Here is a 12,589-nt window from a genome sequence, read left to right on the forward strand (position 1 = left end):
CATATCCGTCCTCCGACTCGTCGCTCGACCACTGACAGCGTTTTTTAGTCCCCAGCGCTGAGAGAGGGTAGTGACAGCGAACCTCCGCGGAGAGATTATCACCGTCGACGAGCCGACAACCGTCGAAACCGAGTACGGCGAGCGCAAACTCGCAGAGGTTCGACTTCGACCAACTGACGGGACCGAAACGGGCGGCGATGTAGCGGTTGATGTAACGCTGTGGGCCAAGTGGGCTGACACCGCCGACCACGCCGAGCCGGGGATGGACCTGATCGTCACCGAACCGGATGTCGAAGACGATCAGGGTGGAGTGACCTACAGCACCACCAAGGAGTCGTATGTTGTCCTTGAACCCGACTTTCTGGTCGACGTGACGGCGATTCGCTCGTGGGTGCAGTGTCCACGAATGTACTATCTGAACAAGCTGTCGGCGATCCCGCTCAACTACCCGGTCGTCAAGGGGACCATCGTCCACGACGTGTTCGGGGATCTACTTCGTGGCCGGGATCTCGACGCGTCGATCACCGACCGCGTCGAGGAGGCCGGGTTGGAACTCGGCCTGCTGGGTCGGGAGCTGGCGGAGGTCGAAGGCGAAGTCCGGGGCAACGCCGCCGCAATCGAGGGCTGGCTCGCCCAAGGGACCCTGACTGACGAAGATGCGTGGCGATCCGAGTACACCCTTATCAGTCCGACATTTGGGCTGAAAGGACGGGCCGATGCGCTCCGGCGTGGGATGCCGGTCGAACTCAAGACGGGCAAAAACACCTCCCGTGAGCCACGGTTTCAGGACAAGATTCAGGCGGCGAGCTACGCCTTGATGCTCGAAGAACGCGGCGTCTCGGTCGACACCGGGACCCTTCTGTATACCAAAAACACGACGCTCGAACGCACCGAAGAGTCCGGCGACCTCTCGCCAGCCAAGGAGTTCACGATGGGGAAAGGATTGCTGGAGTTCGTCGTCAGAAGCCGAAACGAACTCGCCGCGATGGAGGCCCGCGAGGAGATCCCGACAGGGTACGAAGCCGATGCGAAGTGCGAGTATTGTTTCGAACAGGACACCTGTATGGTAGTTTCGGGCCGACTCAACCAGGAGTCGAAAGCGGGCGCGGTCGGTCGACCGATCCCCGACGACGAGCAGGCGTACTTCGAGCGGTTTTATGGGGCAATTGAGGCCGAACGCCGGTCGACCCACGACGAGTACCGCAAGCTCTGGGAGCAGGGCGATCAAGAACGGGCCGACGACGACCGGGCGTTGATCGATCTCGAACCGCTGGGCCAGCGTGAGATCGACGGTAACCGCTGGGAGCTTCGCGCGCGAAAGCCACGCGAGGCCGTTTCAAAACTCCGAGAGGGCGACGTTGCACTCGCCAGCGAGGGGAACCCGGTCGAAGGCCACGCCGAACTGTGTCGGATTACCCAACTCGACGAGGAGATCGTCGTCACCGCCGACGAACCGGTTGAGCTCCGTCGACTCGACGTCTATCCCTCCGAGATCTCGGTCGACCGAATGTTGACCGCGCTCCACGATACCGTTCTCAAGAGTAGCGAGGAGCGCAAGGAGATCCTCTTCGGCCGCCGAGCGCCCGAGTTCGACGACTCCCACGAGACGTTTATCGACAACAACGAGGGACAAAATCAGGCCGTCAATCTGGGGGTCAACGCCAACGACTGCGCACTGATCCACGGCCCACCCGGCACCGGGAAAACGTATACTATCGCGCGGTTGATACGCGCCCTCGTCGACCGAGGCGACCGGGTGCTGTTGACCGCGTTCACGAACCGGGCGGTCGACAACGCGCTTGAAGCCCTCCGCGACCAAGGCTTCGAAGACATTTGTCGTGTTGGCACCGACACTGGTATCCGCGAAGATATGTTGGACGTCCAGCTCGAAACACGGGGTGACCCCAACGAGCGGGCCGCCGAACTCCGAACCGCGCCGGTCGTCGCCGCGACAACGGCGAGTTGTGGCTCACGCGTGATGCGCGAACAGAGCTTCGACGTCGCAGTGGTCGACGAGGCCTCCCAACTCACCGAACCGAGCGCGATGGCAGCGCTCAACCGAGCCGACCGGTTCGTGCTCGTGGGCGATCACGAACAGCTCCCACCTGTCGTACAGGCTGCTGAGGCTGGCGACGACTCGACCGATGGGAACCCGCTGTCGACCTCGCTGTTCGAGCGATTGATCGAGCAGTATCCCGACGCAGCGGTCATGCTCACTCGCCAGTACCGAATGTCCCAGCGGATTCAGGCCTTTTCGTCGGCCGAGTTCTACGACGGCGCGCTCCGACCCGCAACGGGCGCGGTCGCCGCCCAGTTGTTGTCGGAACTCTGCGATCCCGACTCGCTGCCAGCGGAACTCAGAGATGCGGTGACGTTTCTCGACCCCGGCGGCACGCGTGTCGGTAACACGAACCCGACCGAGGCCGACCGGGTCGCCGAGATCGTCGACGCCTATCTACAGGCCGGTGTCGACCCCGAGGATATCGGCGTCATTGCACCGTTCCGGGCACAGGTCGCCGAGATCAGCCGCCGAGTCGACGTGACCGTCGACACGGTCGACCGCTTTCAGGGATCGAGCAAGGAGATCATCATCGTCTCGTTTGTGGCAACCGGCCAGCTTGAAGGGCCGTTATTCGATGACTACCGCCGGATCAACGTCGCCCTCTCCCGAGCCAAGAAGGGACTGGTGCTCGTCGGCGACCGAGGGGCGCTCTCAACCGAGCCGTTCTACCGTCGACTGCTCGACTGGGCGGATCGCTAACTGGTCGCCAGTTCGTCCACTCAACGAAACTATCTCTTCTGTCTGAACTACACTTTTTGCCATCCTCGGCGTGGGTATGTGTATGAGTAACGAATCGGAGACACGCAGTTCAAAGGAGATCTCACGACAGTCAGGACAGATTGGCGTTCGTGAGATTTCGGTTGCCGGTCTCTCCGGCCTCATCGGGATGGCCGCCATGCAACCGATTTTCGGTGTTGCAACGATTCTGGGTGTTCTCGATCCAGTCGCGTTTTCGGGATTTGCGAACATCGTCGGCTACGGGTTGAACTTCTGGGGTGGCGTTGCGATCTTCGTGCTCGGTGGGATGACAGTGTTGCCGCTGCTGTTCATCACGCTTGGCAACTACCTCCCGCCGGCCAACAGCGTCCCCCTCCGCGGTGTGACCTTCGGGACAATCATCTGGACCGGGTTCGTCCTCGCCTTTTATACCGATCAGAGTGGCGTCTCGCTCGTCATCTATCTGGTGATGACGCTCGTTAATCACTGGGTATACGGCGCCGTTCTCGGGACCGTCTACACGCGGTACGCCTCGATTGCAGCCTACGAGGTCTGAACCGCGGTAGGTATCCCTTACTCGGCAGTATGTCGACGATGAAACCAGCTGTCCTGTTCCAAGTAGATCCCCGACAGTCAGCTATTGCGGATAGTTGCGTCTGAGTGACTATCGGCAAAAGCGGTATGTAAACAGTATGCAGTCGCTACTTAGTCGACGTTGATCGTCTCTATCAGTCTACTATAAATCTCTAAATAAATACTATTTCTATACAATTGGTCAGAAATACTATATGTGAAACCTGATCCTAACGGGATATGGCAAAACGCCATTCGGACGACTCCGGGCAGAAGGGACAGCTTAACAGACGAGATTATATGCGGCTCAGTGGTGCCGCAGTCGGTGCAGCCGCACTCGGTGGCGTCGGGGCAACGACGTCGGTCGCGGCGGCTCCCGAGACGGTCGTCGACCTCGGTCAGCAGGGATTGAGTCAGGGCGATACGATTGATCCGTATCTCGAGGAGTATGTCGACAACGGTGTCGAAGTACGCGTTCCCGAAGGCGAGTACGACTGGGATGGCGACGGGTTTACCGGCGCAACGAGGAATGCCGCCATTGTTGGCCAAGGCGAAGTTATTCTCAACAACGTCGCTGGCGACTACTACCAGACGATCAAGGCCAGTGGCACAGTCGAAATTCGGAACTTTACCATCCGAGGACGGGCAACCGGTAACAGTTCGCGATTCCGCCTCGATGCAGATGACGATGGTCACATCATCATTGACAACGTCAACTTCCCCGACGGTGGTGAAGAGGGCGCAGAGTCGAAAGCGTTCTACGCACCCCGCGACCACGCCGGTGTTATCGAGATCCGAAACTGCTACTACGCGAACTTCGACGACAACGGCATCTATGCGAGTTCGCCGGGCTACAGCGACGGAGCCGGTGGGCAGGTTATCGTCGAGAACTGCACCTCACACAACAACAATATCTCCGGCATCCGTATCGGATCACCTGACAGCATCGTCAGAAACTGTCTCGTGATCAATGATAAGGCACCCCGGACAAGCCCGAGTGGATACCAGAACTCCCGTGGGATTCGTGTCCGTGCGCCCGGTGAGAATCAGCTGATCGAGGACACCGAGATCATTCACTCCTACGATGGGGCCGGAATACCGATCCAGCTCCACGGGACTGCAGAAGGTGGATCTGGAACGATCAAAAACGTTCGCATCCTGAACAACACGAGCAACGACGCGATTCAGGATCAGGAGGGCGAGACCGCCGAGACGTGGACCGGAACGAACATCGACATTACCGGCGACGGAAACCTCAGCTACCCCTCGAACTTCGATGCCACGACCGGAAGCAGCGCCGAGGCACCAACTGGTGAGGATCCACAGGGCGACACGACGGTCGACACGTCTGACGACACTGATTCGACGGACTCGGACAGTTCGGATTCGTCTGGCAGCACCGGTTCAACCGATTCGGGCAGCTCAGAAGAGCCTGCTGAGGGTACTGACCGACTCCTCGTGACGACGTCGCCATCCGACGGCGCAACCTACGAGTTTACAGCCAGCGGTGAGATCACGCCACGATACGATCTCGAACAGTACAATGCAAATGACGACTCGGTCGGCGAGAGTGCAAGCCAGAACGACGACGGCACTTGGACGGCTACCGGCGCGCTTTCGGGAGCCGGCTCCAGCGGCGACTCCTTCGATGTCGCAGGCGACATCACCGCCTTCTCCATTAGCGGTGACAGTGATGCCGTATCGCTGTTGCTCAACGGAACCGAGGTTTCGATGGACGATCTCCTCGTCGACCAGTCCAGCGGGGACGACCAACAGACCGACGACAGTTCCTCGGACGATAGTTCATCTGACGATGGTTCATCTGACGATGGTTCGTCGGATGATGGTTCGTCGGATGATGGTTCGTCGGATGATGGCTCGTCGGACGCAGGTGACCTCACCAACGTTCTCATGCTCGATGGCACGGTCAGCGACGACCTCGCCCAGTACAAAGTCGTTGTCAGTGGTCAGATCGAGCGGAGCGATTCGATCAGCTCGACCACCGACAGTCCATGGGACGAGATCGAGGACCGCGTCGACGAATCGACCGCGACTGGCGTTGTCGCCAAAGGTATCGATGGCTACCGGTTCTCCGGCGAACTGGTCAGCTTCCAAGTCAAAGGTCACGTCGACCTCACCGTCGAACAGGCCACACAGTAGATCCATGTCCGCATACAGTGACTGGGAGTCCCTTTCGGCGGACCCGGATCCGAAGGACGACCTCGGATACGACGGCACCGAATGGGACGTCATTCGAACGACGCAAAAAGAGAGCTCTCATCTGCTCTTTTTGCCCCAAGACGAGCAACTCCTGAAACAGGAAGCGTTCGTGATTGTCAACGAATCATCGGTTGTCGACATCTCGACCCACCGCTGACTGATACCGTCTGCTGTAGACGGGTCCCGCCCAGTTGAGCGGTCAAGACGTACCTTCCGACTGCAAACCGTCTGAGCGATCCCTGGGTAGGGGTTTTGGACGGTTCGATCTTGTCCCACACTGCTGGGATCTTTGTTTTGTCTTTTAGCTAGTTTCGTGACTGACATGGATCTCGTACGGTAGTGTCGGATGTGAATGTCGACCGGGGGTCGCGGACTCCTCGACGATGGTCGCCGAAATCGGCGCGATATCGGCCGTTCGGTCGGTCGGATACCAGGCTCGACCAACCGGGATCACCACAAACCGGGCATGTCGGTCGCCAACCCACCCGAAGGTATCGCTCGGTGAGCCCCACGCCGAAAGCCCGACAGTCGCTTCGAGCCAGTCGACGAGCGCCAATGGCTCGGGAGCCGGCAGGCCGACCTCGGTTACCCCGTCGAAAACTCCTTTTGAGTCCGGTTCTTGGCGTGGATCACCCACATAACAAAGTCCTTCGAGCACGTTGGCCGCCGGGTCCTCGAAGTAGATCGCTGTCGCATCCAGAAACTCGAACCACCGACTCGGCTCGCCATCGATAGGAACCATTGGTACGCGGTCGACCAGCCAGTCGACAGCCGCCTCGGGATCGGCGAGGAGCCGAACTGCCAGATGCACCGGCGGAGTCCCGCTGTGTTCGGTGAACTGCAGGGTTGTCTCGCCAAGCCGAACCTGTGATTCTGCCGCCGGACCGCCGTCACCGAACCGCTCGCCGTACCACCTACTCAGGGATTCGGGATCAGCCGCCGGAACGCCTACCCGTTCGAACTTCATTGGTGGTGGTTCGTTTGATAGGCGCTTGTAGATGGTGGCTCCGACGCAGTAGGCAGCGACTACTCGGTTTCGAGGGCGTCGACCTGGTCTTCACCATCGATTTCAGCGAGCACTCGATCATGGAACTCTTGGAGCACCGCACTTTCGTCCTCGGCGAGCACCACATCGCTGGCCATCAGTGTCGCCAAGCCGAACGCCCGCGGGCTTGGGGAGTCGACGGTGTGAGACACGATTTCTATATCGCCATCGTCGACCGCCTGTAGGACCTGCTTAATTCCAGTTATGTTGAGCTTGTCCTCCATGATTTCCCGGTAGGTCTCCTCGATGACAGCAAACGAGTCGAGGTTCTGAGCGAACGACAGCAGCATCTCGCTGGAGACCTGCTGTTGGGCGGCGGATTTCTCGTAGCCCTTGTACCGTTTGAGAATCATCAGCGACCGAGTCGCGTTGATACGGAAATACCGCTGGAGCAGATCGGTCCCGTCGAGCGCTGACCGGAGATCAGCGGTGATCGCATCTGGATCAAGTTCCTGAATGATTCCTGCGACGTCGACCTTCCGATTCAGCGGCATCTGGATCGAAAACCCGTTGTCGGCGACCGCAACCTGAACATTCGTCGTCGCGTGTTGGGCACAGTGGTAGGCGACGAGCCGCGAGAGGCCATCGTTGAACGCCCGGCCGTAGTTCGAGTGGATATAAAATCGACGCCGGTACTCGGTGCGGTCGATCTCGGTCTCGATGACGATCCGTTGGTCGGTGCTAATCGAATCCTCGCCGAGATACCGTTGCTGTTCATCGAACAGTCGACTGATCGCCCGAACGCTGTGTTCGTCTATCGGGAACTCCCGAAGCCACGCTCTGAGCCCCTCGATCCCGCCAGCGTCGAACCGGTCGGCAAGCTCGCGCTGGAAGTCGATGATTGCCCGGCCTAAATCGTACGACAGCGGGAGTCGTTCGGAGAACCACGACGGAACGGTCGGCCGCGCGGACGTTGGGTCGACGTACACCTTCGAGCCGCGCCGGTAGCTGTATTCGAAGTTCTGGCCGCCGAGAACGAACACGTCGCCGGGGTCGATGGTGTCGAGATACCCCTCATCGAGCGTGCCAACCCACTCCTTGTCACTCCGTGTATGGACCGCACAGCTGAAGGAGTCCGGAATCGTCCCGATATTGGTCATATAAATCACGCGGGCGAGTCGACCGCGCTTGCCGATCAGCGGCTCGCCGACCGGGAACTCCTCGTAGTGATGCTCGCCATCCGGCCGGTCGTTGGTATCTCGCCAAATCTTCGCGTAGACGTTTTTGTCTTCAAGCCCGGGGTAGTCAGACGTCAAATACCGCATCAGTCGTTCCCAGTCGGTCGGATCGAAGTTACGGTAGGGATAGGCCTGCCGAAGAGTCGACTTGAGATCGTCCTCCCGCCAGACGCGGTTTATCGCCATCCCGTAGACGTGTTGGGCGGCGACATCCGCCGCGTTGTCCGGGATGAACACGCGGTCGACGAACCCCTCCTCGGCCTTGTTGAGCATCACCGCACACTCGATGAGCTCGTCGCGGTCCAAGGCGATGACGCGTCCTGTTACGGTCTGGCCGAGTTGGTGGCCCGCCCGGCCAACGCGCTGGAGGAGCGAAGCAACGGATTTCGGCGAGCCGATCTGGACCACCAGATCGATGTGGGGCATATCGATCCCGAGTTCGAGACTGGTCGAAGTGGTCACCACGTCCAACTCGCCGGCCTTCAATCCCTCTTCGATTGCTTTGCGCCGATCTTTCGAGAGACTCCCATGGTGACAGCCGGAGTTAGCCTCACCATACTCGTCTGGAAACCGTTCTCGGAGCGTCTTCAGCACGCGTTCTGCACCCGACCGCGTGTTGGTAAAGACGAGCGTGTTGGTGTGGTCGTCGACGAGTTCGTGGAGGCGGTCATAAAACCGATTCTGGATCGTCTCTCTGGGGGTGTTGATCAGGTCGTCGGTCGGACATTCGAGTTCCATATCGAACTCCCGGACGAACCGACTGTCGACCAGTTCGTACTCCCGCGGTGGGCCACCCGGCTCTTTGCGACCAACGAGGAACTCCGCAACCGTCGACAGCGGTTCGACGGTGGCCGAACAGCCGATCCGGGTCGGTGAACTCTCGGCCATCTTTTCGAGCCGTTCCAACGAGACCGAGAGATGTGTCCCGCGTTTGTTTTCGGCCAGACTGTGGATTTCGTCGACGATCACGTACTCGACGTTTTCGAGTTTCTTCTTGAATTTCGGGGAGTTCAGCAAGATTGCCAGCGTTTCGGGGGTCGTGTTGAGGATGTGTGGCGTCTCGTGTAACATCTGCTGGCGGGCCGCGCTATCGGTGTCACCATGGCGAATCGCGTGTCGGAGCTCGGTGTCGACGCCTGCCTCGGCCAGCCGGTCCGAGATCCCGTCCAACGGAACAGTCAGATTCCGGTGGATGTCGTTGGCCAGCGACTTCAGTGGCGAAATATAGAGACAGTACACCGAGTTGTCGAGGCCATCTTCTTCGGCTTGATCCCGGCGAAACAGTTCATTAATGATCGCCGCAAACGACGCCAGCGTCTTGCCGGAGCCGGTCGGCGCACAGATCAGAGCGTTTTCCTCGTCGTGGATGTGTGGAACCGCGCCGCGTTGTGGTGGGGTAAAGAAGCCGCCGTTGTCGCCGACGAACGCGCCGAACTCCTCGACCCACCACTCGCGTACTGCCGGCTCGAACAGGTCCAGCACGTCCTCGTCGGCGATGTCGACTGTCTCCGGATCGAACTCGTAGTCGGCGTCGGCTGCTGCCGTACGGAGAAGGTCGCGACCGGAGGTGGCCATCTTGCCAGAGAGTGGCGCTCGCCGCCTAAGTCGGTTGTGTTGGCTGTCCCCCCACGATCCGAACCCCTTTGCAGGACGGCGATGTTCGGATGAGTATGCAGGTTACGTTTCTCGGAACGGGAAGCGCACTGCCGACTGGGAGCCGGATGCAGACCGGGGTCCTGCTGTCGGCTGGTAGGCAGTCCCTACTAGTGGACTGTGGAAGCGGTATTCTCCACCGGCTGGCGAACACCGAGACCGGCTATGAAGGCGTCAGTAGCGTGCTGCTCACTCACCACCATCTCGACCACGTCGCCGATCTGTTGCCGCTGTTGAAAGCCCGGTGGCTCGCCGGCGAAGAACACCTCGAAATCGTCGGCCCGCAGGGAACCAAGGAGTTGGTCGACGGACTGCTATCGCTCCATGACTATCTGGATGGTCGAATCGATCTCCAGATGCGGGAAGTGACTGCCGGCCACTCCTTCGAGATTGCGGGATTCAGCGTTGAAGGGTACGAAACCAGACACTCGATGGACGGGTTGGCCTATCGATTTGCCGAGGCCGACGACGAGCAGCCACTGTTCGCGTTCAGCAGCGACACGGAGGCGTTCACCGGATTAGGGCGGTTCGCCAGTGGTTGTCGGGTTCTGGCCCACGATTGTTCGTTCCCCGACGGGGTCGACGTGTCGGGCCACCCGACTCCCACACAGTTGGGTGACGCACTGGCTGACTGCGAGGTCGACCGCCTCTACCTAACGCATCTCTACCCCCACACCGAGGGAAAACACGACGAAATGCGCCAGGCAATCGCCTGCGGTGGGTTCGACGGCGAGATCCGGTTCGCCCGCGACGGGCTGCGTGTCGACCTCTAAACTCGGTAGGAAGATCATATATCAGCGATACTGTGTTAGTCTCGGGCAGAGATATGGGGACGAGCGGGGAGCCGACAGTTAGCTTCATCATACCGGCACGGAACGAGACGTCGTATCTGCCGGCTACCCTTGAGAGTCTGGCACGGCTGAAGACCACTGTCGAGTACGAGCAGATCGTTGTCGACGGAAAAAGCGACGACGGGACACCGGAGATTGCCCGCGAGTACGACACTCGTCTGATTGCGGGAACGGGAACTGGACAGGGTGACGACCGGCATCTGGGTGTGGAGGCGGCGTCGGGTCGCTGGCTGGCGTTTATCGATGCCGACACCTGTGTTCGGTAGTATCTGGAGACGATGCTGTCGTTCGTCGACGACCACGGACTCAAAGGCGCGGGGTCTCGGTGCCGTGTCAGCGGTGGCTGGCGAACCGTCCCGATTGAGTGGCTGTTTAATCACGTCCTACCGTAGTTGTCTCCGCCGCCGTTTCCGGGGTTCAACGTATTTGTCGACCGTGCGGCCTACTTCGAAACCGGCGGGTTTCGGAGCAGTCCGAACGAAGATATGACCTTCAGCCGCAAGTTCGGCACCCGGTATCCGACCGGTTGTGTTGGTCGAAACGTCGGGTCGACGCTGTATATCGAGGACGATGGCGTCGGTATCCCCGAAGACGAACGCAACGTCGACGAAACTGTGACGTGCTCACCACGCAGAAGCCCAGGGTTACATCTCGAATAGTCCGTACCATATGACTACGTAGATATGAATATGATTTTATGACGACATCAAAAACAGTCTTTTCTACCGCGCCCGAGTGCACCAATCATTTTACTGCCACTATTTTTATTTATTTACTGACACTAATGAAAAATCCGAGAGATAAATGTTTGTATATAATATAACAAATATTTACTCAGTTCTGAATGAAAGATTTTTAGGCAGTGAAAATATATAATTGAAAAACATTATTAAATACATATTATTTACATTGGTTTTTATCCAGTGATTATTAATGTGGGTTTTCACCACTCACGGATGCAGTAATTTACCGTGCCGACAGCAGACTCTGTCGGATCCAACGGTGACATACCATGACAGGAAACCAACCGAAGATCTCGCGTCGTACTGCGCTGAAAACAACGGGCGTTGCTGTTGCAACCGGGTTGGCAGGCTGCACCGGAAACGGCAGCGAGGGCGCTTCGAACCAGTTGGAACTGTTGCACGCGTGGTCCTCCGGCGACGGAAACGCGGCCATTGCCGCACTCATCGAGGGGTTCCAGGAGGAACACCCCGACATCGAATTCGCAGAAGAGCCGGTCAACGGCGCGGCCCGCGGCAACCTCGATCAGGTCATGCAAAACCGGTTGCAGGCCAACGACCCACCCAGTACGTTCCAGACGTGGCCGGGCAAAACCCTCGGGAAGTTCGGGGGCGCGTACGAAGACATCGAGGGCGACGTGTGGAACGACGACCTCAAGGAGAACTACCTTTCGGGTCCACAGGCACAAGCCCAGTACGACGGCAGCTACGTCACCGTCCCGCTGAACATCCACCGAATCAACAACCTGTTTTACAACACGGCTGTCCTCGACGAGGCCGGCGTCGACCCCGAGAGCCTCTCGTCGCCGAGCGACGTGGTCGACGCCTGCGCGACGATTGACGAGAACACCGACGCCGTCCCCTTCGCCCACCAGACCAGCGGGGCGTGGTCGACAACCCAACTGTGGGAGACGATCCTGCTGGCACAGGCCGGGATCGAAGGCTACGAGGCGTTTATCAACGGGAACGGCGACAGCGGGCAGGTCCAAGACGCACTGCAGTCGGTCGTCGACCTCAGCGAGTACTACCCGAGTGACTCCTCGTCGATCTCACTCACGGAGGCCAACACGATGGTCATGGAAGGCGACGCCGCGTTCATCCATCAGGGAGACTGGGCGGCAGGTGCCTACGGTGGCAACGACGAGTTCAATTACGGCGAGGACTGGGGCCACGTTACCTACCCCGGAAGCGAGGGGAGCTACCTGCTAAACATGGACTCGTTCCCGTACCTCGCCAACAATCCCTCACCGGAGGCGACCAAACAGTTCCTCAGCTACTGCGGCACTGCCGAGGCACAGGTGTTGTTCAACGCCGAAAAGGGGTCGATCCCGCCGCGGAGCGACGCCGACGTGTCCAGTCTCAACCAGTTCCAGCAGGACCAGTTCGAGGACTTCAACGCCGCCGACAGCCAGCCGCCGTCGGTCGAGCACGGACTGGCCGTCTCGCCGGGGGTCAAAACCAACATCAGCAGCGCCTTCAGCGGCTTCCTCGAAAGCGCCGATCCGGCCTCGACGGCCGACGACCTCATCGGATCGTTCAACTAGTTGCCC

At 59.4% G+C, this 12,589-nt stretch carries 10 protein-coding genes; 8 read left to right on the top strand and 2 right to left on the bottom strand.

What is annotated here, in order from left to right; all coding sequences use genetic code 11:
• Positions 1 to 70: 70 nt before the first annotated feature.
• From HALTADL_RS13460 to HALTADL_RS13475, 4 genes are all read left to right on the top strand, one after another.
• Positions 71 to 2,761, top strand: coding sequence for an AAA domain-containing protein (locus tag HALTADL_RS13460; RefSeq protein ID WP_089672634.1), 2,691 nt, complete (start codon positions 71 to 73; stop codon positions 2,759 to 2,761).
• 82 nt (positions 2,762 to 2,843) lie between these two features.
• Positions 2,844 to 3,335 (top strand): DUF6789 family protein, encoded by a 492-nt coding sequence (locus HALTADL_RS13465; protein WP_089672635.1) that lies wholly within the window; start codon positions 2,844 to 2,846, stop codon positions 3,333 to 3,335.
• Between the two features lie 257 nt (positions 3,336 to 3,592).
• Positions 3,593 to 5,512, top strand: a complete 1,920-nt coding sequence (locus tag HALTADL_RS13470; protein ID WP_143054142.1) for a right-handed parallel beta-helix repeat-containing protein — start codon at positions 3,593 to 3,595, stop codon at positions 5,510 to 5,512.
• Positions 5,513 to 5,516: 4 nt separating this feature from the next.
• Positions 5,517 to 5,729 (top strand): hypothetical protein, encoded by a 213-nt coding sequence (locus tag HALTADL_RS13475; RefSeq protein ID WP_089672637.1) that lies wholly within the window; start codon positions 5,517 to 5,519, stop codon positions 5,727 to 5,729.
• Between the two features lie 144 nt (positions 5,730 to 5,873).
• Here HALTADL_RS13475 and HALTADL_RS13480 read toward each other — a convergent pair whose 3' ends face one another.
• On the bottom strand, positions 5,874 to 6,539 hold the full coding sequence (locus HALTADL_RS13480) for a VOC family protein (RefSeq protein ID WP_089672638.1): 666 nt from the start codon (positions 6,537 to 6,539) through the stop codon (positions 5,874 to 5,876).
• 59 nt (positions 6,540 to 6,598) lie between these two features.
• On the bottom strand, positions 6,599 to 9,370 hold the full coding sequence (locus HALTADL_RS13485) for an ATP-dependent helicase (protein ID WP_089672639.1): 2,772 nt from the start codon (positions 9,368 to 9,370) through the stop codon (positions 6,599 to 6,601).
• 95 nt (positions 9,371 to 9,465) lie between these two features.
• Between HALTADL_RS13485 and HALTADL_RS13490 the strand changes: the two genes are divergently transcribed.
• The 4 genes from HALTADL_RS13490 to HALTADL_RS13505 all read left to right on the top strand — a co-directional run bounded on the left by HALTADL_RS13490 (position 9,466) and on the right by HALTADL_RS13505 (position 12,583).
• Positions 9,466 to 10,221 carry an MBL fold metallo-hydrolase gene (locus HALTADL_RS13490; RefSeq protein WP_089672640.1) on the top strand — a complete coding sequence of 252 codons (756 nt, stop codon included), beginning with the start codon at positions 9,466 to 9,468 and terminating at the stop codon, positions 10,219 to 10,221.
• A gap of 53 nt (positions 10,222 to 10,274) precedes the next feature.
• On the top strand, positions 10,275 to 10,565 hold the full coding sequence (locus tag HALTADL_RS13495; protein WP_089672641.1) for a glycosyltransferase family 2 protein: 291 nt from the start codon (positions 10,275 to 10,277) through the stop codon (positions 10,563 to 10,565).
• A 126-nt stretch (positions 10,566 to 10,691) separates the two neighbouring features.
• Positions 10,692 to 10,958 (top strand): hypothetical protein, encoded by a 267-nt coding sequence (locus HALTADL_RS13500; RefSeq protein WP_089672642.1) that lies wholly within the window; start codon positions 10,692 to 10,694, stop codon positions 10,956 to 10,958.
• A gap of 353 nt (positions 10,959 to 11,311) precedes the next feature.
• Entirely contained in the window at positions 11,312 to 12,583 is a 1,272-nt protein-coding gene (locus HALTADL_RS13505; RefSeq protein ID WP_089672643.1) for an ABC transporter substrate-binding protein, read from the top strand.
• The last annotated feature ends 6 nt before the right edge of the window (positions 12,584 to 12,589 follow it).

It is taken from the genome of Halohasta litchfieldiae (assembly GCF_002788215.1).
GTDB lineage: Archaea > Halobacteriota > Halobacteria > Halobacteriales > Haloferacaceae > Halohasta > Halohasta litchfieldiae.